This window comes from Pseudomonas alloputida (assembly GCF_021283545.2).
Lineage (GTDB): Bacteria > Pseudomonadota > Gammaproteobacteria > Pseudomonadales > Pseudomonadaceae > Aquipseudomonas > Aquipseudomonas alloputida.
Map to the genome: position 1 here is coordinate 3,409,632 of NZ_CP128540.1, position 18,334 is coordinate 3,427,965.

At 65.5% G+C, this 18,334-nt stretch carries 23 protein-coding genes; 18 read left to right on the forward strand and 5 right to left on the reverse strand.

The features are described from left to right. The first annotated feature begins 112 nt into the window (after nucleotides 1–112). Nucleotides 113–1,057: a LysR family transcriptional regulator gene (locus LU682_RS15605; protein WP_008786747.1), complete on the forward strand. Its 945-nt coding sequence runs from the start codon at nucleotides 113–115 to the stop codon at nucleotides 1,055–1,057. Then, the gene (locus LU682_RS15610) at nucleotides 1,054–1,332 is read left to right on the forward strand and encodes an EexN family lipoprotein (RefSeq protein ID WP_008786748.1); all 279 of its coding nucleotides are present in this window, start codon (nucleotides 1,054–1,056) and stop codon (nucleotides 1,330–1,332) included. The genes LU682_RS15605 and LU682_RS15610 overlap by 4 nt, the downstream gene beginning before the upstream one ends. On the opposite strand, the gene LU682_RS15615 is transcribed toward LU682_RS15610, so the two are convergent. Continuing rightward, on the reverse strand, nucleotides 1,322–1,573 hold the full coding sequence (locus tag LU682_RS15615; RefSeq protein ID WP_124014400.1) for a hypothetical protein: 252 nt from the start codon (nucleotides 1,571–1,573) through the stop codon (nucleotides 1,322–1,324). The genes LU682_RS15610 and LU682_RS15615 overlap by 11 nt on opposite strands. Between LU682_RS15615 and LU682_RS15620 the strand changes: the two genes are divergently transcribed. From LU682_RS15620 to LU682_RS15680, 13 genes are read left to right on the forward strand one after another with little or no spacing between them, the layout of a single operon-like run. After that, the gene (locus LU682_RS15620) at nucleotides 1,568–3,571 is read left to right on the forward strand and encodes a conjugal transfer protein TraG (RefSeq protein WP_019396555.1); all 2,004 of its coding nucleotides are present in this window, start codon (nucleotides 1,568–1,570) and stop codon (nucleotides 3,569–3,571) included. The genes LU682_RS15615 and LU682_RS15620 overlap by 6 nt on opposite strands. Further along, a complete protein-coding gene (locus LU682_RS15625; protein ID WP_008786751.1) occupies nucleotides 3,568–4,032 on the forward strand; it encodes a CopG family transcriptional regulator in 465 nt (154 codons plus the stop codon). The genes LU682_RS15620 and LU682_RS15625 overlap by 4 nt, the downstream gene beginning before the upstream one ends. After that, a complete protein-coding gene (trbB, locus tag LU682_RS15630) occupies nucleotides 4,029–5,081 on the forward strand; it encodes a P-type conjugative transfer ATPase TrbB (protein ID WP_008786752.1) in 1,053 nt (350 codons plus the stop codon). The genes LU682_RS15625 and trbB overlap by 4 nt, the downstream gene beginning before the upstream one ends. After that, the gene (locus tag LU682_RS15635; protein ID WP_008786753.1) at nucleotides 5,078–5,461 is read left to right on the forward strand and encodes a TrbC/VirB2 family type IV secretion system protein; all 384 of its coding nucleotides are present in this window, start codon (nucleotides 5,078–5,080) and stop codon (nucleotides 5,459–5,461) included. The genes trbB and LU682_RS15635 overlap by 4 nt, the downstream gene beginning before the upstream one ends. Then, nucleotides 5,458–5,730 carry a VirB3 family type IV secretion system protein gene (locus LU682_RS15640; RefSeq protein ID WP_008786754.1) on the forward strand — a complete coding sequence of 91 codons (273 nt, stop codon included), beginning with the start codon at nucleotides 5,458–5,460 and terminating at the stop codon, nucleotides 5,728–5,730. The genes LU682_RS15635 and LU682_RS15640 overlap by 4 nt, the downstream gene beginning before the upstream one ends. A gap of 12 nt (nucleotides 5,731–5,742) precedes the next feature. After that, complete coding sequence (trbE, locus tag LU682_RS15645) at nucleotides 5,743–8,196, forward strand: conjugal transfer protein TrbE (RefSeq protein ID WP_008786755.1); 2,454 nt, start codon at nucleotides 5,743–5,745, stop codon at nucleotides 8,194–8,196. After that, nucleotides 8,193–8,918 carry a P-type conjugative transfer protein TrbJ gene (trbJ, locus tag LU682_RS15650; RefSeq protein ID WP_008786756.1) on the forward strand — a complete coding sequence of 242 codons (726 nt, stop codon included), beginning with the start codon at nucleotides 8,193–8,195 and terminating at the stop codon, nucleotides 8,916–8,918. The genes trbE and trbJ overlap by 4 nt, the downstream gene beginning before the upstream one ends. Nucleotides 8,919–8,930: 12 nt before the next feature. Next, complete coding sequence (locus LU682_RS15655) at nucleotides 8,931–9,215, forward strand: hypothetical protein (protein ID WP_008786757.1); 285 nt, start codon at nucleotides 8,931–8,933, stop codon at nucleotides 9,213–9,215. Then, nucleotides 9,212–10,582, forward strand: coding sequence for a P-type conjugative transfer protein TrbL (gene trbL, locus LU682_RS15660; RefSeq protein WP_021221531.1), 1,371 nt, complete (start codon nucleotides 9,212–9,214; stop codon nucleotides 10,580–10,582). The genes LU682_RS15655 and trbL overlap by 4 nt, the downstream gene beginning before the upstream one ends. A gap of 24 nt (nucleotides 10,583–10,606) precedes the next feature. After that, nucleotides 10,607–11,311 carry a conjugal transfer protein TrbF gene (gene trbF / locus LU682_RS15665; protein WP_008786883.1) on the forward strand — a complete coding sequence of 235 codons (705 nt, stop codon included), beginning with the start codon at nucleotides 10,607–10,609 and terminating at the stop codon, nucleotides 11,309–11,311. Next, a complete protein-coding gene (trbG, locus tag LU682_RS15670; protein ID WP_008786882.1) occupies nucleotides 11,308–12,306 on the forward strand; it encodes a P-type conjugative transfer protein TrbG in 999 nt (332 codons plus the stop codon). Before trbF ends, trbG begins: the two co-directional genes overlap by 4 nt. Nucleotides 12,307–12,308: 2 nt before the next feature. After that, entirely contained in the window at nucleotides 12,309–13,583 is a 1,275-nt protein-coding gene (locus LU682_RS15675) for a TraB/TrbI/VirB10 family type IV secretion system protein (RefSeq protein ID WP_008786881.1), read from the forward strand. Next, nucleotides 13,580–13,822: a DUF2274 domain-containing protein gene (locus LU682_RS15680; protein WP_008786880.1), complete on the forward strand. Its 243-nt coding sequence runs from the start codon at nucleotides 13,580–13,582 to the stop codon at nucleotides 13,820–13,822. The genes LU682_RS15675 and LU682_RS15680 overlap by 4 nt, the downstream gene beginning before the upstream one ends. Before the next feature lie 374 nt (nucleotides 13,823–14,196). Here the strand turns inward: LU682_RS15680 and LU682_RS15685 are convergent, their stop codons facing one another. After that, nucleotides 14,197–14,565: a hypothetical protein gene (locus tag LU682_RS15685; protein WP_010953909.1), complete on the reverse strand. Its 369-nt coding sequence runs from the start codon at nucleotides 14,563–14,565 to the stop codon at nucleotides 14,197–14,199. A gap of 403 nt (nucleotides 14,566–14,968) precedes the next feature. Next, nucleotides 14,969–15,256 carry a hypothetical protein gene (locus LU682_RS15690; RefSeq protein ID WP_010953908.1) on the reverse strand — a complete coding sequence of 96 codons (288 nt, stop codon included), beginning with the start codon at nucleotides 15,254–15,256 and terminating at the stop codon, nucleotides 14,969–14,971. Nucleotides 15,257–15,472: 216 nt separating this feature from the next. Between LU682_RS15690 and LU682_RS15695 the strand changes: the two genes are divergently transcribed. The 3 genes from LU682_RS15695 (at nucleotide 15,473) to LU682_RS15705 (ending at nucleotide 17,341) form a co-directional block, all read left to right on the forward strand. Next, a complete protein-coding gene (locus LU682_RS15695) occupies nucleotides 15,473–16,000 on the forward strand; it encodes a DUF3455 domain-containing protein (RefSeq protein ID WP_010953907.1) in 528 nt (175 codons plus the stop codon). 103 nt (nucleotides 16,001–16,103) lie between these two features. Further along, on the forward strand, nucleotides 16,104–16,652 hold the full coding sequence (locus LU682_RS15700; RefSeq protein WP_010953906.1) for a sigma-70 family RNA polymerase sigma factor: 549 nt from the start codon (nucleotides 16,104–16,106) through the stop codon (nucleotides 16,650–16,652). Next, complete coding sequence (locus tag LU682_RS15705) at nucleotides 16,649–17,341, forward strand: anti-sigma factor (protein WP_049586130.1); 693 nt, start codon at nucleotides 16,649–16,651, stop codon at nucleotides 17,339–17,341. Before LU682_RS15700 ends, LU682_RS15705 begins: the two co-directional genes overlap by 4 nt. Nucleotides 17,342–17,393: 52 nt before the next feature. On the opposite strand, the gene LU682_RS15710 is transcribed toward LU682_RS15705, so the two are convergent. Together LU682_RS15710 and aroQ are read right to left on the reverse strand one after the other, a co-directional pair. Beyond that, on the reverse strand, nucleotides 17,394–17,651 hold the full coding sequence (locus tag LU682_RS15710) for a hypothetical protein (protein WP_010953904.1): 258 nt from the start codon (nucleotides 17,649–17,651) through the stop codon (nucleotides 17,394–17,396). 241 nt (nucleotides 17,652–17,892) lie between these two features. Continuing rightward, nucleotides 17,893–18,330, reverse strand: a complete 438-nt coding sequence (gene aroQ / locus LU682_RS15715; protein ID WP_010953903.1) for a type II 3-dehydroquinate dehydratase — start codon at nucleotides 18,328–18,330, stop codon at nucleotides 17,893–17,895. Nucleotides 18,331–18,334: the final 4 nt, after the last annotated feature.

Genomic DNA, 18,334 nt, shown 5'->3' on the forward strand with positions numbered 1-18,334 from the left:
ATATGAACACATGTATAATTGTTTATTCAATATTTGGCCTCAGCTCGACTGGTGCTACAGCAGGCGTGCATCTCGTCCCCCGAATCAACATGGATCATGGAAGGACAAGACTATGGAACTTCGTCACTTGCGCTGCTTCATTGCGGTTGCTGAGGAACTCCATTTCGCCCGCGCTGCCGAGCGGCTGCACATCGAGCAGTCTCCACTGTCACGGGCCATCAAGGAACTGGAAGAAGAACTGGGCGTGATGCTGTTTGCCCGCACCACGCGCAGCACTCGGCTGACCCGTGCGGGCGAGCTGTTTCTGGAGCACGTGCGCCGCGTGCTCTCCGCCTTGGAGCAGGCACGCGATAGCGTGAAAGCGGCAGCAAACGGTTTTCATGGCCAGTTGCGCGTGGCATTGTCCGACGGCATCACGCCGTCGCGCCTTTCTGCGTTGCTCGTACTTTGCCGCCAGGAAGAACCCGAGGTCGAAATCCGGTTCTTCGAGGTGCCCCTATCGCAACAGATCAAGGGGCTGCATAGCGATCTGTATGACGTAGGGTTTGCTCAATCCGACGAAGTGGGCGACGGTATCGTCGCCACGCCCGCATGGAGCGATGCGCTGATGGTGGCCGTGCCAGCTCGGCATCCGCTTCTGGCCCACAAGCGCATCCCCTTGGATGAGTTGCTTCGCTATCCACTGGTTCTGTGCGATCCACAGGCATGTGAGGGCCATGCCAAGCAAGTTGAACGGGTGTTGCGCCGTGCGGATGTGGAGCCACTGATTGCAGAGAGGGTTTCGTCCACCGACCTGATGATGGCCCTAGTCTCGGCCGGTTTTGCGCTCGGCCTAGCAGGCAGTGCACACATTGCCGCCAGCCGTGAGCCGGGTGTAGTGGCCCGGCCGCTAGCTTCGCGCGTGTCGCCCCTCACGACCTATCTGTTGCGGCTGGACGGAGATCCGTCCGACGAGTTGGCGCGGTTTATTGAGCGCGCACAGGCCATCGAACAGCCGGAAACCCCCAGGCCCATACGAGGCCGTAATCCCGATCACCCGGAGGAACTGACGCCATGAAGAAGATCATCCCATTCTTGCTGGTTGCCGTGTTGACTGCCTGCGGCCAGTCCGATGGGCCACAGAAGTCCGCCGGTTCCGCAGCCAACATCCCGACAGTGGAAGAGCTGGCGGCCAACCCCGAACGGCTCAAGGAACTGCGCCAGCAGTGCAAGACCGACCGCCCCAAGCTGGGCGACGTGTTGTGCAACCGGGTGGCCGAGGCCACGCGCAAGCGGTTCTATGGCGACGGGGAAACGCCCTACACACCGCCGAAGGAGCCGCCTAAGTTTTGATCGTGGCCGCTTCGCCACGAATATTGGATTTCCTGACCGACACGCCGCAACGCGCCTGCGCTTGCGACGTTTTTCGTTGGCTCGCCACCGCGCTAATTCTTTCTTTTTGCTCGATCTTTCTGCTTAAAACGGTCTTTGACCGGCACTGACGCGGCACCGATCCTGACGCCTCCGGCACGTCCTTGTGCCGCTTTTTCCATGAGGAATCGGCGCAGGAGAAATCGGAGGCCAGGTCATGCAAGGGACGAACGTGCTGTTCGGTCAGATCGCCGTGGTATTCGGCATCGTGATCGCCGGAGTGTGGGGTGCCACACAATGGACAGCAGCAGCCCTTGGCTATCAAGTACGCCTTGGCTCGCCCTGGTTCGATCTTCTTGGCACGCCGATCTATCACCCGTGGAAGCTGTTTGAGTGGTGGTTTTCTTACGGCGCCTATACCCCGGAAATCTTCGACACCGGCGGAGCCATCGCTGGCAGCAGTGGCATGGTCGCCGTGGCCGTCGCCATTGCCATGTCGGTCTGGCGCTCGCGGCAGGCACGCCTTGTCACGACCTACGGATCGGCCCGCTGGGCGAACGCGCATGACATTCGCAAGGCGGGCCTCACGCAGCCAGAGGGCGTGTTCCTCGGCCAGCACGACCGCCAGTACCTGCGCCATGAGGGGCCAGAGCATGTCCTGACGTTCGCACCCACGCGCTCGGGCAAGGGCGTCGGCCTGGTGGTGCCGACGCTGCTTTCTTGGCCCGCGTCCGCCGTCATCCACGACATCAAGGGCGAGAACTGGCAGATCACCGCAGGCTGGCGCTCGCGCTTCTCGCATTGCCTGCTGTTCAACCCCACGGATGCGAAGTCGGCGGCCTACAACCCGCTGCTGGAGGTGCGGCGCGGCGCGCATGAAGTGCGCGACGTGCAGAACATCGCGGACATTCTGGTCGATCCCGAAGGCGCGCTGGAGAAGCGCAACCATTGGGAAAAGACCAGCCACGCGCTGCTGGTCGGCGCGATCCTGCATGTGCTCTACGCGGGCGAAGACAAGACGCTGCGCGGCGTCGCCAACTTCCTCAGCGACCCGGCCAGCCCGTTCGAGCTGACCTTGCATCGAATGATGACCACGCCCCACTTGGGCGAGGGGCCGCATCCGGTAGTCGCGTCGGCGGCGCGTGAAGTGCTCAACAAGTCGGACAACGAGCGTTCCGGCGTGTTAAGCACCGCCATGTCGTTCCTCGGCCTGTACCGCGATCCCACGGTGGCCGAAGTCACCTCGCGCTGTGACTGGCGCATCGCCGACCTGATCGCGGCCGAGCATCCGGTGTCGCTGTACCTGGTGGTGCCGCCTTCGGACATATCGCGCACCAAACCGCTCATCCGCCTGATCCTCAACCAGATCGGGCGACGCCTCACCGAATCGCTGGACGGCAGCGACGGCATCGAACGCCGCCACAAGCTGCTGCTGATGCTCGACGAGTTCCCGGCCCTGGGTCGGCTCGACTTCTTCGAGACAGCCTTGGCCTTCATGGCGGGCTACGGCATCCGCAGCTTCCTCATCGCGCAGTCACTCAACCAGATCGACAAGGCGTATGGACAGAACCATTCCATTCTCGACAACTGCCACGTCAGGGTGACGTTCGCCACCAACGACGAACGCACCGCCAAGCGCATTTCCGAGACGCTGGGCACTGCGACCGAGCTGCGCGCGCAACGCAACTACGCGGGCCACCGGCTCGCGCCGTGGCTGGGCCACCTCATGGTGTCGCGCCAGGAGACGGCCCGCCCGCTGCTGACGCCGGGCGAGGTGATGCAGCTTCCGCCGGACGATGCCGTAGTGATGGTGTCCAGCATGGCGCCGATCAAGGCCCGGAAGCTGCGCTACTACGCCGACGCCAATTTCAAGCAGCGCGTGCTGCCGCCGCCCGAGCTGGCGGACGGCCGGTACGCCGACGCGCCGCCACTGCGCCCCGACGACTGGAGTGGCCTGGCGATTCCTGCCGTGCCTGCCGCGCCTGCGGCCGATGCCGCCGAAGGCTTCCGGGCGTCGGCCGACGACGGCGGCCCGCGCCGTCAGCCCGAGCTAACTGAGGCCGTCGCCTACGACCCCGAGCTGGCCGCGCCCGCGGCCGACCTCGGCCTGCTCGATGACGACGACGACCTGCCGCTTCCCCTTCCTCGCCAGCTTGATCCGGCCATGCAGCGCACGGCCCGGCTGGCGTCCCTCGACCCCAACGACGGAATCGAGCTATGAGCCACTATCGCCTGAACCTCTTTATCCAGCCCGAGCACGCCCAGCGGCTCGATGAACTGGCCGCCAAGAAAGGCGTGTCCAAGTCCAGCATCGTCGCCGCTGCCTTGGCGTCCTGGCTGTCGCCGGACGCGGCCGACCAGCGCGAGGCGGCCATCGCCAAGCGCCTTGATCGCCTCTCGCGCCAGGCCGAGCGAATGGAGCGCGACCAGAGCATCGCCATCGAGACGCTGGCGCTGTTCATCCGCTACTACCTGACCGTCAGCACGCCGGTTCCCGAGGCGCACCAAGAGGCGGCCCGCGCCTTGGGCAAGGCGCGTTTCGAGCAGTTCACCGAGCAGCTTGGCCGCCACCTGATGCGTGGGCGCAGCCTGGTGCGCGACGTGGTGGAGGAATTGCATCCCGATTCGGTGCGGATGGAGGACGCGGCGGCAGCCGCCGATGCGCAGGAGCGTGCGTCATGAGCGCCGTTTCCCAATCCATGAGTGCCACGTCGCTCGACCGGCGCATCCAGATGCTGCGCACGGCAATGGGGCCGCTGATCGCCACCGCGCTCGAAGACCCCGACGTGGTGGAAATCATGCTCAACCCTGACCGCACCCTTTGGGTGGATCGCCTGTCGTCGGGCCGCGCGCCTATGGGCGTGGAGCTGCCCGAAGCCGATGGCGAGCGAATCATCCGCCTGGTCGCGGCCCACGTCGGCGCGGAGGTGCATCGCGGCCAGCCGCTGCTGTCCGCCGAACTGCCCGAAACCGGTGAACGCTTCGAGGGCATCCTGCCGCCAGCCGCGCCGGGGCCGGCCTTCGCGCTGCGCAAGCGCACCATCGGCGTGATCCCGCTGGAGCGGTACGTCGTGGACGGAATGATGACCGCCGCCCAGGCGGGCTTTTTGGTGCGCGCCGTGCGCGAGCGCCAGAACGTCCTGATCGCGGGGGCCACCAGCAGCGGCAAGACGACCTTGGCGAACGCGCTGCTGGCCGAGATAGCTGCCACGGGCGACCGCGTGCTGGTGCTCGAAGACACGGTGGAGCTGCAATGCGCGGCCCGCGACCACGTTCCGCTGCGCACGCGCTCCGGCGTGGTGTCCATGACCGAGCTGGTGCGCTCGTCCATGCGCCTGCGACCTGATCGCGTCGTCGTCGGCGAGGTACGCGGTGCCGAGGCGCTGGATCTCATCAAGGTGTGGGGCACCGGCCACCCCGGCGGCGTCGCCACGATCCACGCCGGCTCCGCGCTGGGCGCGTTGCTGCGCCTGGAGCAACTGATTCTCGAAGTGGCGGTGAATCCGCCGCGTGCGCTGATCGCCGAGGCGGTCAACGTGGTGATCCAGATCGCCGGGCGCGGACGCAAGCGCCGCATCGAGAACATCGCCCGCATCGTCGGCTTCGACGGCGTGGGCTACCAACTGGTGGACGCGCTGGAAACGCCGTTTCCCGAGCTGCCGCCGATCCCTGATGCCGCACCCGCTGCGGCGACTTCCTCGTCCCCTGACCAACCTGGAGAACTGCTATGACGCAGATGACCATTCCTGCTTTCCGTGTTTCCGTAAATCCGGCTTTGCGCCTTGCACGGCTGCGCTGCCTGGCCCGCCCTGCGGGGCGAGGGCTGCTGCTGGCCGCGCTGTTGCTGTTCCTGGCCGGCACCGCGCAGGCCGCTGGTTCCTCGATGCCCTGGGAAGGCCCGTTGCAGTCGATCTTGGAGTCGATTCAGGGGCCGGTGGCGCGCATCGTCGCGGTCATCATCATCATTGCCACGGGCCTCGCGCTCGCCTTCGGCGACACGTCGGGCGGCTTTCGCAAGCTGATCCAGATCGTGTTCGGCCTGTCCATCGCGTTCGCGGCTTCGAGCTTCTTCCTGTCGTTCTTTTCGTTCTCGGGCGGGGCTGTCGTATGAGCGGCCCGGATAGCTTCGCGGCCGGGTTCGAGGTGCCTTTGCATCGCTCGCTCACCGAGCCGATCTTGCTGGGCGGCGCACCGCGCACCGTGGCGATTGCCAACGGCACGCTGGCCGCCGCCGTCGGGCTGGGCCTGCAACTGTGGATTCCTGGCGTGGTGCTCTGGATCGTCGGCCATTCGCTGGCGGTATGGGGTGCGCGCGTCGATCCGCAGTTCATGGCCGTGTTCGCCCGGCACATCAAGCACCGCCCGCTGCTGGACGTGTGAGGGGACGCCGCCATGCTGAACCTCGCCGAATACCGCCAGCGCCCGGCCTTGCTCGCCGATTGGCTGCCGTGGGCCGGGCTCGTCGCGCCGGGTGTCGTCTTGAACAAGGACGGCAGTTTCCAGCGCACGGCCCGGTTTCGCGGGCCTGACCTCGACAGTGCCACGCAAGGCGAGCTGATCGCCACGTCGGCCCGCTTGAACAATGCGCTGCGCCGGCTGGGATCGGGCTGGGCGCTGTTCATCGAGGCCGAACGCAGCGCCGCCGCGGACTACCCGCACTCAGAGTTTCCGGAGGCGCTGTCGTGGCTGGTGGACGAAGAACGCCGCTCGGCCTTCGAGGACACCGGCCATCACTTCGAGAGCGGCTATCACTTGACGCTGGTGTACCTGCCGCCTGAAGAATCGCGCGCTCGTGCCGCCAAGATGCTCTACGAGAACACGCCGACGAATGGCGTGGACTGGCGCGAGCGGCTGCAAGCCTTCGTCGCGGAAACGGATCGGGTCTTTGACCAGCTCGATGGCGTCATGCCGGAAATTGCCTGGCTCGATGACGCGCAGACCCTGACCTACCTGCACGCGACCATCTCGACGCGACGCTATCGCGTCGGTGTGCCCGAGGTGCCTTTCCACATCGACGCGCTGCTGGCCGACTCGCCGCTGGTTGGCGGCCTGGCCCCCATGCTGGGCGACCGGCACCTGCGCGTGGTGTCGGTGCGGGGCTTTCCGACCTCGACCTGGCCGGGGATTCTGGACGACCTCAACCGCCTCGGATTTGCGTATCGCTGGAGTACGCGCTTCCTCTGCATGGACAAATCCGAGGCGGAAAAAGACCTCGCCCGCCTGCGCCGCCAGTGGTTCGCCAAGCGCAAGAACGTCATCGCGCTGCTGCGCGAAACGATCTTCCAACAGGAGTCGCCGCTGGTGGACACGGATGCCTCGAACAAGGCGACCGATGCCGATGCCGCGTTGCAGGAGCTGGGCAGTGATCAAGTCGCCTTCGGCTACCTCACCGCCACGGTGACGGTGCTCGATGCCGACCCGGCCGCAGCCGACGAGAAGCTGCGCATGGTGGAGCGCGTCATCCAGGGCCGGGGCTTCGTGACCATCTCCGAAACGCTCAATGCCGTGGATGCGTGGCTGTCCTCGCTCCCCGGCAACGCCTATGCCAACGTGCGCCAGCCGATCGTCTCGACGCTGAACCTGGCGCACATGATGCCGGTGTCGGCCGTGTGGGCCGGCCCCGAGCGCAACGCGCATCTGGACGGCCCGCCTCTCATCGTGACGCGCACCGATGGCGCCACACCGTTTCGCTTGGTCACGCACGATGGCGACGTGGGCCACATGCTGGTGGCCGGCCCGACGGGCATGGGCAAGTCAGTGCTGCTCGCCACGCTGGCGATGCAGTTCCGCCGCTACCTCGGCTCGCGCATCTTCGCGTTCGATATGGGGCGTTCGATGCGCGCCACGATCCTCGGGCTTGGCGGCGAGCACTACGACTTGGGCACGGACGGCGAAATCGCCTTCCAGCCGCTCGCCCGCATTGACCGCGAAGGCTACCGCACCTGGGCCGCCGAATGGATCGAAGGCCGTTTGCTGCATGAAGGCGTAGCAGTCGGCCCGGACGAGAAAGCCGCCATCTGGTCGGCGCTGGGCAGCTTGGCCGGTGCGCCCGTCGAGCAGCGCACGATGACCGGCCTGTCGGTGCTGCTGCAATCGAACGCGCTGCGCCAGGCGCTCGCGCCCTATGTGCTGGGCGGCGCGCACGGCAAGCTGCTGGATGCCGACCACGACCGGCTGGGCATGGCGGACGTGCAGGGTTTCGAGATGGAGGAGCTGATGCACAGCAAGGCCGCCGTCATGGCCGTGCTGCATTACCTCTTTGCGCGCTTTGACGAACGCTTTGACGGTGCGCCCACGATGCTGATCCTCGATGAAGCGTGGCTGTTCCTGGATGACCCGGTGTTTGCCGCGCGCATCCGCCAGTGGCTCAAGACGCTGCGCAAGAAAAACGTGTCGGTGATCTTCGCCACGCAGTCGCTCGCGGACATTAAGGATTCGAGCATCGCGCCCGCAATCATCGAGAGCTGCGCAAGCCGCATCTTCCTGCCGAACCCGCAGGCGACCGAGCCGCAGATTCGCACGATCTACGAGGGCTTCGGGTTGAACTCGCGCCAGATCGAGATCGTCGCCACCGCGCAACCCAAGCGCGACTACTACTACCAATCCCGCCTCGGCAACCGCCTGTTCGACCTCGACCTGGGGGCGGCGACGCTGGCCTTCGCGGGCGCTTCCACGCCGCAAGACCAGCGCGACATAGACCGCGTGCTGCTGGACGCCGGCACGCCCGGCTTCGCGGGTGCCTGGCTGCGCCATCGCGGCCTCGATTGGGCGGCTGACCTGCTGCCCTCGTTCCCCGGCCTCGCGCCGGATTCCCTCGCTGACCAACCACAGGAGATCCTGCCATGAAGAAGCGCCTTGTCGCCGCTGCCATCGCGGCCATGCTTTGCACCGCCACTGCCCATGCGCAATGGGTCGTGATCGACCCCACCAACCTCGTGCAGAACACGATGACCGCGATCCGCACGCTGGAGCAGATCAACAACCAGATTCGCCAGCTCCAGAACGAAGCGCAAATGCTGATGAACCAGGCGCGCAACCTCGCCAGCCTTCCATCCAGCGTGGTCGGCCAGTTGCGCGCCAACCTGGCGACGACCGAGCGGCTGATCGCCCAGGCCCGAGGCTTGGCCTACGACGTGACGAATCTGGATCGGGAGTTTGCCCGCCTGTACCCGGAGCAGTACGCCGCCACCGTCAGCGGCGACCAGATGTACCGCGACGCCCAGGAGCGGTGGAAGAACACGCTGGGCGGCTTGCAGACCACCATGCAGATGCAGGCGCAGGTGTCGCAGAACCTGGGCGAAGACGAAAGCGTGCTGGCCGATCTGGTCGGCAAGAGCCAGTCGGCGCAAGGCGCGTTGCAGGCGATGCAGGCCATGAACCAGTTGCTCGCCTTGCAGGCCAAGCAGTCGATCCAGTCGCAGCGGCTCCAGATCACGCAAGACCGGGCCGCCTCGCTGGAACTGGCGCGGCAGGCGGCGGCCACCGAGCGCGCCCGCGAAGTGCGGCGGCGCTTCCTCGGGGAAGGCACGCCGTACACGCCGCAGTCCGTCAACTTCTACCGCGACTGACAGGAGGCCGCCATGCGATGCGTCCTCGTCCTTGGTGCCGTGCTGCTGGCCGCTTGCGGCGAGCAGCCGGCCGACAACCTCGCCGATGCCCTGGCCGCCGATCGCGTGCGGCTCAAGGCATTGCGCGCGCAATGCGCGGCCGACCGGCAGGCCACGGGCGAGGACGCTTGCCGCGCCGCCGCCGAAGCCTTCCGGCGGCGCTTCTTTTCCGGCGAGGCCGGGCCGGATGAATACCAGACGCTGGCCGACCTGCCGCCGATCCCGCCCAGCTTCGAGGAACCGGAGGGCACGCCATGAATGACGTGACCATCATCGACCAGTTCCTCAACACCTTCGCCACCTACATCGACTCGGGTTTCGGGCTGCTGCGCGGCGAAGTGGCGTTCCTCACGGCCACGCTGATCGTCATCGACATGACGATCGCCGGGCTGTATTGGGCCATGAGCCACGCCACCGGCCAAGGCGATGACGTGATCGCCAAGCTGCTGCGCAAGGTGCTCTACGTCGGTGCCTTCGCCTACATCCTCAACAACTTCAACTGGCTGGCCAGCATCGTGTTCCGCTCGTTCGCGGGGCTGGGCATCACCGCCACCGGCTCGGCCATCACGATGGAGAACTTCTTGCAGCCGGGCCGGCTCGCCAAGACCGGCATCGACGCCGGGGCGCCGATTCTGGAGCAGATCGGCGAGATGGCGGGCTTCCCCGAGGTGTTCGCCAATCTCGATCCCATCGTGGTGATGTTCCTCGCGTGGCTGGTCGTGGTGCTGTGCTTCTTCGTGCTGGCGATCCAGCTTTTCATCACGCTGATCGAGTTCAAGCTGACCACGCTCGCCGGGTTCGTGCTGGTGCCGTTCGCGCTGTGGAACAAGACCAGCTTTCTCGCCGAGAAGGTGCTGGGCAACGTCGTGGCCGCTGGCATCAAAGTGCTGGTGCTGGCTGTGATCGTCGGCATCGGCTCGGGCCTGTTCGCGCAGTTCCAAGTCCACCCCGCCGAGCCGAACATCGACCACGCGCTGGTCATCATGCTGGCCTCGCTCACCTTGCTCGCGCTCGGGATCTTCGGCCCCGGCATCGCCACGGGCCTTGTGTCCGGCGCGCCCCAGCTCGGCGCGGGCGCGATGGCCGGTGCCGCCGTCGGCGCGGCCGGAACGGCAGTGGCTGTCGGTGCTGCCGCGACGGGCGTGGGCGGCGCGGTGGCCGCTGGCGCGCGCATGGCCCCGGCTGCCGCCAAGCTGGCCGGCAGCGGCGCGCGTGCCGCCACGTCGGCGGCTGGCAGCGCGAAGTCGGCGTTCCAGGCGGGTTCCGCTGCCGCCGGCGGCGGTGCCAAAGGCGCGATGGCGGGCTTGGGCAACGTCGCCAAGACCGGCGCGCAGTCTGCCGGACGCGCTGCCGCATCCCGCGCTTCCGCTGCCGGGCAGCGCATGGCCGCACCGTTCCGCGCGGGCTGGAACGGCGACGCTGGCGCGTCAGCCGGCCAGGCCGCCACCAGCGAAGCGCCGGCAGGCGCTGCCGCTGCACAGGCGCCCGAGCAGCCCGCTTGGGCCAAGCGGCTGCATCGCCGCCAGCAGCTCACCCACGCCGCGACCACCGCTGCCCACGCGCTGCGCGGTGGCGACGGCGGCGGCTCCGGGCAAGGCCCGAGCCTGCGCGGCTCCGACGACTGACGCGATTCACAAGGAGAACTGACCATGCGATTCAAGAAACCGCAGGTGCGCTACGCCGACACGCCGCAGCCTGCCACGCCGTACCAAACCGCCGGCCAGGTGTGGGACGACCGTATCGGCTCGGCCCGCGTCCAGGCCAAGAACTGGCGATTCATGGCCTTCGGCTGCCTCACGCTCGCGCTGCTGATGGCCGGCGGACTGGTGTGGCGCTCGGCGCAATCCATCGTCACGCCCTACGTCGTGGAGGTGGACAACGCGGGCCAGGTGCGCGCCGTGGGCGAAGCCGCCACGCCGTACCGGCCCAACGATGCGCAGACGGCGCACCACATCGCGCGCTTCGTGACGCTGGTGCGCTCGCTGTCCATCGACCCCATCGTCGTCCGCCAGAACTGGCTGGACGCCTACGACTACACGACCGACAAAGGCGCGGCCGTGCTCAACGACTACGCGCGGGTCAACGACCCGTTCGCGCGCATCGGAAAGGAGTCGGTGACGGTGCAGATCACCAGCGTCGTGCGTGCCAGCGACACGTCTTTCAACGTGCGCTGGACGGAACGCCGCTACGTCAACGGCGCTGCGGCGGGCCTGGAACGGTGGACGGCCGTGGTGTCCATCGTGCTCCAGCCGCCGCGCACCGAAGAACGCCTGCGCAAGAACCCGCTGGGCATCTACGTCAACGGCCTTTCCTGGAGCCGCGAGCTGGATTCTTCCGAAGGAGCAAAACCATGAACCTGTCTTTCCGCTTTTACGCTTTGCCGTTGATGCTTGTTGCCCTGGCGGGCTGCGCCACGCAAGGCAAGCCGCCGCCGACCATCTCGCTCGATGAGCCGGTGCCGGTGCAGGCCCAGCCGATGCCGGAGCCGCCCGCGCCCGTGGAGGTTGTGGCCGTGCCCGAGGTGCTGCCGATGCCGGCGCAGTTGATGCCGGCACCCGAGGCCGAGGACGCCAAGCCCACGCCCGAGCCGGCCGACGAGAAGGTGCGCGTTTCACGCGCCAATGCCGAGGCGCGTGTCGCGCCCACGCGCGAGGGCTACGTCAACGCGATTCAGGTGTGGCCCTTCACCGATGGCGCGCTGTATCAGGTCTATGCGGCCGTGGGCCGGGTGACGATGGTTGCCTTGCAGCCGGGCGAGGAGCTGGTGACGGTGGCCGCCGGCGATACCGTGCGCTGGATCGTGGGCGACACGTCCAGCGGCAGCGGTGCCGACTTGCGCGTCAACGTGCTGGTCAAGCCGATCCGCTCGGGCCTCAAGACCAATCTGGTCATCATCACCAGCCGGAGGACGTACCTGCTGGAACTGACTTCCACGGAAAAGACGTGGATGGCGTCGGTGTCCTGGGAGTACCCGCGCGACCGGATGCTGGCCTTGCAGCGCCAGGCGCAAGCGGCCAGCGCCGCCGCGCCGGTGGATAGCGGCCTGTCGCTGGAGAACCTGCGCTTTCGCTACGCGATCGGCGGCAGCAATCCGTCGTGGAAGCCGCTGCGCGCTTTCGACGACGGGCAGAAGGTCTATATCCAGTTCCCCGCCGGCATCGCGCAAGGCGAACTGCCGCCGCTGTTCGTGATCGGGCCGGAAGGCGACGGGCAACTGGTGAACTACCGCTTCCGTTCGCCGTACTACATCGTGGATCGCCTGTTTGGCGCGGCAGAGTTGCGCCTGGGCGGTGACAAGGGCGACGTGGTGCGGATCGAGCGCACGGATGGCGTGGCACGGAGGAACTGACCATGAGCCAGGACGATACCCCCGACCTCGCCACGCGGCAGGCAGGCAAGGTCGCGCCCGAGGCGGTGGCGCTTCGCGCCCAGCCGCGTGCCGTGACCCGGTTGAACCGGCGCACGCTGGCCGTCCTCGTCGGCGGCCTGTCGGTCGCCGTGCTCGGGGCCACGATCTGGTCATTGCAACCGCACCGGCGCGGCGCGGGCGAGCAGACCGAGCTTTACAACGTCGATCGCGTCTCGAAGTCCGAAGGGCTGGACGGCCTGCCGTCCGACTACTCGAAGCTGCCGCCGAAGGTGCCCGAGCTGGGGCCGCCACTGCCGGGCGATCTTGGCCCGGCCATCGTGAACTCGCAGCAGTCCGCCGTGGCCGCTTACGCGGCCCCCGGCCACGATCCCAACGACGCCTTGCGCAAGGAGGCGGAAGCCGCAGCGGCTTCGTCGGTGTTTTTCCGCTCGGGCGGCCAGGGCCAGGCCGCCGCCACGGCCACGGTGGCGCCGCCGGGTGTGCCTGGTGCTGCCAACACGCTCGCGGCCTTCGACCCGCTCGCGGCTGGGCCGGCCTCGGCGGCGCCCCAGCCTGCCGATCCGACAGCTGTGCAAAACCGGCAAGACCAGAAAGAGGCGTTCCTGAAAGGCGGCTCTATGGAAACCCGCAATTCCGGAAACCTGAAAATGCCGGCCTCGCCGTATCAGGTCATGGCCGGAACGGTGATTGCGGGCGCGCTGGTGACGGGCATCAAGTCGGACTTGCCAGGCGACGTGATCGCCACGGTGACGGAGCCGGTCTATGACTCGGCCACGGGCAAGTTCCTGTTGATCCCGCAGGGGTCGCGCATCCTGGGTAAATACAACAGCCAGGTCAGCTACGGGCAGAGCCGCGTGCAGGTGGTGTGGAACCGGGTCATCCTGCCCGATACGTCCTCGCTGACGCTCGACAACCTTGTCGGCACCGATCCAGCCGGCTACGCCGGCCTGGAAGACGACGTGGACTGGCATTGGAATCGCATCGTCGCGGGCGCCGTGCTGACGACGCTGCTGGGCGTAGGCGCCGAGTTGGCCGCGCCAGAGAACCGCCAGGACGGCAACCGCATCGTCATCGCGGGGCGCGACAGCGCCCAGGACAGCATCAATCAGGTGGGTCAGGAGATCACCCGGCGCAACATGGACATCCAGCCGACGCTGACCATTAGGCCGGGCCTGCCGGTTCGCGTCATCGTGAACCGGGATCTGGTGCTGCGGCCGTGCCAGCCGCTGTTCTTCAACCGGGGAGCTTCCCAATGAACACGAAGAAACTGCGGCTAGGGCCGCTGCCCAAGACCGAGAGCGTCAAGCTGACCTTTGCCTGCCCGGCCAGCTTGAAAGCCGACCTCGACCGCTACGCCGCGCTGCACGCGCAGGCGTATGGCGAGGCCGTCGATGCCGAGAAGTTGATCCCGCACATGCTGGAGGCGTTCATGGCGGGGGATCGGGGATTCAGGAAGGGCACCACGACGCGGAGCGTGCCGTCCAAGCCGACGTGATGGCCCTCGAAGCCTGCCCAGCAACATCCATCGAACGCGCAGCCCAAGGCTGCGCGTTCTTCATTCTGGATGCCGCCAAGAGCCGCCTGGGCTATGATGACAAGACAAGCCCGCCGTCCCTCGGCAATCCAGCACGACACAGTGCGATGTGGCTTTCTCTCCCAACGCTCCTATGTGGCTCCTAGCCCACGAAGCCACACCGCGCCAAAGTGGCCGAGAAAAGAGCTAACCTACTGTCCCATATACGGTTTCAAGTCCTGCGTGATTTGCACAAAGGACTTGACACCAGAACTTTTTTGAACGTTGCCGGGCAGGCGATGGGCACACAAAAAGCCCGCTCTCGACGGCGGGCTATTGGTGTGGGGGTTGGATGATTACGCTTTTGAACACATCAGTGCAGCATCCAGCAACCTGCCATGGTCGTACCAGGCATCACGTTGATAGGCCGTGAAGTGGCGCTCGCTTCCCGTGCCCCGCAACTCTACAAGCCCCTCTGCCTTGTCGGGGTCAGTGCTTTCGACGAAAAGCCTGACCGCGTTATCACCCTCGACTTCATAGGTTTTCACATTCCCTTGTAGCTCGCCTTTGACGCAGCCCAGATAAGCGGGTGGGCTTTTCACGGTAGTGCCAGCGGTATAATCGTGGCTGTCACGCACATCAGGGTTTTGTGCGCAGCCTGCGACGAACAACGAGGCTGCCCCGATTACCAGTATTGCACCTGCCAGCGATCTTGAGTTTTTCACGCGACACGCTCCTGCAGCCCCATCGAAAACTGGGAAATGTTGCCAAGCAGCCTGCCCCTTTTTTGGTTTTTGTCCTGCCCATGTTACTGCTCAACTACAACAGGGCATCAGGTTTGTTTGCTATATAGGGTTCGGGGCGTTTCCCTCACGCCCTGCCTTGCCCCCGATTACGAGTAAGGCCTACCCATTACCGGGGTCAGGGGATGGCGTTGAGAAACACATAAGTCGCCGCCAGATCGAGTACCAGCACAGCAACCACGCTGAAAATCATGTAATAGCGGTCATCCTGAGTCATTTCTGCGTACTCCGCATGATCAATGTCTCAGGGGTCACAGCAATTCCCGTTCCAGCGCCCTGATGCAGCCCGCTGACACTGCGCCAGCCCAACCGCGCAATCGCGCAGTCAGTCCTTGATCTGGCATACGCCATTGGCTTTGTTCTTACCGGTATACGAGACGTCAGGCGAGCCGTCCGGGTTGATCGACAACGATACCGTTACCCCGCCACCTTTGGCCTCGAAATAGTTGTCATTGAATTTCTTCAGCGTGGCTTCCTTGCCGTTGATGTAAACAGGCCCACCTTTATCGGCATGGACCTCGATATTGCCGGGGCATGTAGCGTTCAACAGCGGAATACCGGCGTGGGCAGTGCCCGATGCGGCAAGCAACAGGCCTAGTAACAAACGCTTCATTTGCAGTGTCCTCGTGGGGTTGTCGGGGTGCGCGCGTTAAAGCAGTCCTGCGATGACGAAGAGTCTCATCGCTCGTTCGAGATGGTAGGCAAGCACATGCAGGGTCATCTCGCTACGCATTTTTTTTCATTCCGTGCATCCAGTCCACCCGTTGGCGGGTATTGCTAGTGGGCGGCCTTTGACTGCCCGGCCCAATGACTTTCAGGAGCACTGCCCATGAACTTCAAATACTCCACCTGCCTGCTTGCCTGCAGCTTCGCCCTTGCGCTGCCGCCCGCCCACGCCCAGACCGCGCTGCCAGAAGCGGTCAAAGTCCCTGATGGCCATCGCGTCCTGCTCGAAACCGTCGGCGTCGGCGAGATCACCTACGAGTGCCGCGACAAGGCCAACACCCCCGGTCAGACCGAATGGACTTTCGTCGGCCCCAAGGCAGTGCTCAATGACCGTACCGGTAAACAGGTGGGCGACTACTTTGGCCCACCCGCTACCTGGCAGGCCAAGGATGGCTCGAAGGTCACCGGCACCCAGCTGGCAGTGGCACCGGCGGACAAAGGCGCCATCCCCTATCAACTGGTCAAGGCCAACCCGGCCGAAGGCAAAGGCGCCATGCAGGGGGTCAGCTATATCCAGCGCCTGGCTACCCGCGGCGGTGTGGCGCCGTCAGTCGACTGCACGGCGCAGAACAAAGGTGCCAGGCAGGTCGTCCAGTACCAGGCTGACTATGTGTTCTGGACAGCCAAGTGACACGCACCCGACCCTACGCCCTGCGAGTGATGATCTACGCTCGATGGCAAGCCCCCCGGCTGGATGGCCGGGGTACTTGCCTTACACAAGGAAGCCACACACGTTGAACTCGCCGGCCGCCCCCTTCGACTTCCACCGCTGCCTGTTAGCCTGTGCACAGGGTGACCGACGGGCCCTGCAGGCGCTCTACGATCACGAAGGCGCGCGCCTGCTGGGCGTTGCCCGGCGTATCGCACGTGACGACGCCACCGCAGAAGACATCGTCCACGATGCGATCATCCGCATCTGGACCCGCGCAGCCAGCTACGACCCGGCGCGCGGCTCGGCTCGAGGCTGGATCTACAGCATTACCCGCCACCTGGCGCTGAATTCGATACGCGATACCCGCCGTGAAACTGTACTGACCGATGCCGACACCGAAACTGCATCAACATTGCACGGGAGGGTTGATGACCTTGACCTCTGGTCCGGCTCAGCAAAGATTTACCGTTGCCTGGAACAACTGCAGCCCGCACCGCAACGCTGCATCCTGCACGCCTACGTGGACGGCTGCAGCCACGCCGAGATAGCCGGTTTATTGGGTGCGCCACTGGGCACCGTCAAGGCCTGGATCAAACGCAGCCTCAAAGCGCTACGGGAGTGTCTGGAATGAAGCCCGATTCTGCCGAAGAACTGGACAGCCTCGCCGGGGAATACGTGCTGGGAACCTTGTCGCCGGAGCAATATGCCGTAACGGCCGAACGCCTGCGTACCGACCCCGCGCTTCGCGCCGCCGTGGATGCCTGGGAGGCCCGGCTGCTGGAACTGACCGCGCTGTCTACCCCGCAGCCCCCTAGCCCCCGCCTGTGGCGCCGTATCCAGCGCAGCCTCGACGAGCTACCCGCACCGCGCATGCAGGCTCGCTGGTGGCAACGCCTCGGCCTGTGGCAAGGGCTCAGCGCCGCGGGGCTGGCGGCAAGCCTGCTGCTGGCGTTTACCTTGCTGACCACGCCCGCCTCTACCACGGAATATCTGGTGGTGCTGGTGGCGCCGAACAGCCAGGCCCCCGGCTGGGTGGTGCAGGCCAGCGACAGCCACATGATCGAACTGCTGCCGCTGGGTAAGGACAAGGTCCCCGACGGCATGGCCCTGCAGTTCTGGACCAAGGGCGAGCAATGGCGTGCCCCGGTTTCGCTTGGCCTGGTCAAACCGGGCGAACCCTATCGAGTTCCGCTGGAAAGTTTGCCACCCCTGGAGGCCAATCAACTGTTCGAGCTGACGCTGGAGAAAGCCGGTGGCTCGCCGACCGGTCTGCCGACAGGGCCGGTGAAGTTCATTGGTCGCGCGGTGAAAGTGATATGACACGACAGGGCCGCAGAACGCGACTGCGGCCTTCGCAAGGCTGGACCTATGGTCAGGCGCGGATCACCTCAAGGCGATCCCGCCCTGCCTCTGTGATGGCGTTCTCTCCTTCATCGCTGATGCGATAACGTCCTGACACCATTTTGGTAATTGAGAACCGGACCAGCCCGCTTTGGGACAAGGCTTGGCCTGCTTCGAAGCTCATTGCCTGCTCCAGGTCGAAGATCTTGATTTCTCCGATTTTGTAGTGTGCAAACGCGACCAAGGCGTTATCCAGTTCTTGTTGACTGATCGTTGTAGCGACGTCCATTCGACCTCCCAGGTCATGAGAGCCCCGGTCCGTGGGGTTGGAGGCAACGAACCGGGTGGCTTGTTGAAGGCGGACCGTACTATGCAGTCACGGAAGTCGCTACTGGCTTTCCATCCATGCTGGATGGGTAGGCAGCACGACATCCACCACACCTACGGTCACTTCAGGCGCCGTCGCCGCATGCCCCGCGCCACCTGCTTCGCGGGTAGACGCGCTCGGAGATCCGACCCCTGCGCCCTGCTCAGACCATGCTCATCGCCGCACGCAGCGCCAGCAGGTAGGTTTCGACACCAAACCCGCAGATCTGCCCGCGCACCACCTCGGCAAATACCGAGTGATGGCGGAATGGCTCCCTGGCATGAATGTTGGACATGTGCACTTCAACCACCGGCACTTCGATAATGGCCAACGCATCACGAATGCCGTAGCTGTAATGGGTCCAGGCACCGGCATTGATCAGCACGGCATCCACCCGGTCCTCATAGGCCTGATGGATGCGCTCGCACATGGCGCCCTCGAAGTTGCTCTGGAAGCTCTCGACCTGTGCCCCCAGCTCCTCGCCCAGGGCCTGTAACGCCTGGTCGATGTCGGCCAGGGTCGCTGTGCCGTACTGGCGCGGGTCGCGCTTGCCGAACATGTTGTGGTTGATGCCATGCAGCATCAGTACATTGGCGACCATCGAC

Excerpts from the sequence above, each read along its gene's own strand:
- LU682_RS15605 (WP_008786747.1), top strand. The coding sequence starts at position 113 with ATGGAACTTCGTCACTTGCGCTGCTTCATTGCGGTTGCTGAGGAACTC.
- LU682_RS15610 (WP_008786748.1), top strand. The coding sequence starts at position 1,054 with ATGAAGAAGATCATCCCATTCTTGCTGGTTGCCGTGTTGACTGCCTGC.
- aroQ (WP_010953903.1), bottom strand. The coding sequence starts at position 18,330 with ATGGTCGCCAATGTACTGATGCTGCATGGCATCAACCACAACATGTTC.
- LU682_RS15655 (WP_008786757.1), top strand. The coding sequence starts at position 8,931 with ATGCGATGCGTCCTCGTCCTTGGTGCCGTGCTGCTGGCCGCTTGCGGC.
- trbB (WP_008786752.1), top strand. The coding sequence starts at position 4,029 with ATGAGCGCCGTTTCCCAATCCATGAGTGCCACGTCGCTCGACCGGCGC.
- LU682_RS15640 (WP_008786754.1), top strand. The coding sequence starts at position 5,458 with ATGAGCGGCCCGGATAGCTTCGCGGCCGGGTTCGAGGTGCCTTTGCAT.
- LU682_RS15635 (WP_008786753.1), top strand. The coding sequence starts at position 5,078 with ATGACGCAGATGACCATTCCTGCTTTCCGTGTTTCCGTAAATCCGGCT.
- trbE (WP_008786755.1), top strand. The coding sequence starts at position 5,743 with ATGCTGAACCTCGCCGAATACCGCCAGCGCCCGGCCTTGCTCGCCGAT.
- LU682_RS15705 (WP_049586130.1), top strand. The coding sequence starts at position 16,649 with ATGAAGCCCGATTCTGCCGAAGAACTGGACAGCCTCGCCGGGGAATAC.
- LU682_RS15710 (WP_010953904.1), bottom strand. The coding sequence starts at position 17,651 with ATGGACGTCGCTACAACGATCAGTCAACAAGAACTGGATAACGCCTTG.
- LU682_RS15680 (WP_008786880.1), top strand. The coding sequence starts at position 13,580 with ATGAACACGAAGAAACTGCGGCTAGGGCCGCTGCCCAAGACCGAGAGC.
- LU682_RS15620 (WP_019396555.1), top strand. The coding sequence starts at position 1,568 with ATGCAAGGGACGAACGTGCTGTTCGGTCAGATCGCCGTGGTATTCGGC.
- trbG (WP_008786882.1), top strand. The coding sequence starts at position 11,308 with ATGAACCTGTCTTTCCGCTTTTACGCTTTGCCGTTGATGCTTGTTGCC.
- LU682_RS15695 (WP_010953907.1), top strand. The coding sequence starts at position 15,473 with ATGAACTTCAAATACTCCACCTGCCTGCTTGCCTGCAGCTTCGCCCTT.
- LU682_RS15625 (WP_008786751.1), top strand. The coding sequence starts at position 3,568 with ATGAGCCACTATCGCCTGAACCTCTTTATCCAGCCCGAGCACGCCCAG.
- trbF (WP_008786883.1), top strand. The coding sequence starts at position 10,607 with ATGCGATTCAAGAAACCGCAGGTGCGCTACGCCGACACGCCGCAGCCT.
- trbL (WP_021221531.1), top strand. The coding sequence starts at position 9,212 with ATGAATGACGTGACCATCATCGACCAGTTCCTCAACACCTTCGCCACC.
- LU682_RS15690 (WP_010953908.1), bottom strand. The coding sequence starts at position 15,256 with ATGAAGCGTTTGTTACTAGGCCTGTTGCTTGCCGCATCGGGCACTGCC.
- trbJ (WP_008786756.1), top strand. The coding sequence starts at position 8,193 with ATGAAGAAGCGCCTTGTCGCCGCTGCCATCGCGGCCATGCTTTGCACC.
- LU682_RS15675 (WP_008786881.1), top strand. The coding sequence starts at position 12,309 with ATGAGCCAGGACGATACCCCCGACCTCGCCACGCGGCAGGCAGGCAAG.